This window comes from Oceaniferula flava, from assembly GCF_016811075.1.
Lineage (GTDB): Bacteria > Verrucomicrobiota > Verrucomicrobiia > Verrucomicrobiales > Akkermansiaceae > Oceaniferula > Oceaniferula flava.
The window spans coordinates 1-399 of the sequence record NZ_JAFBGL010000048.1; the positions used below are offsets into that span (position 1 = coordinate 1).

Genomic DNA, 399 nt, shown 5'->3' on the forward strand with positions numbered 1-399 from the left:
AACGTAGAGCTCAACCGCGCCGTGTAAAACAGTTTCGCATCATTCACGATTTTAGCTCTACAACTTCCTCGGACAAAGAACGGTATCGCGTCGGATGAAGCGCCTTGTTCGATCACATTCTTCAGTTACATCTTTGTGCTACCACCTGCTCTACGCCATCTAATAATACCTATACAAACAAAAGTAAGGCCAATCAATAGAGCAATTATCGATGATACTATCCAAAATATACCGTAGTATACAATTGCTGCTTGAGGAACTGCATCACCTGGTGCCATCAGCGATATAAACGTATGCGAATTACGATACAACACGACCGGCACAAGCATAGCCGCTATACCAATCATAATTAGTCTGAATGGTTGCTTATGGATATTCTTCATTATTATCGAACGTAAA

At 41.4% G+C, this 399-nt stretch carries 1 pseudogene; it reads right to left on the reverse strand.

The features are described from left to right. Nucleotides 1-125 precede the first annotated feature (125 nt). Nucleotides 126-399: pseudogene (locus JO972_RS16770) on the reverse strand (hypothetical protein); the annotation flags it as partial.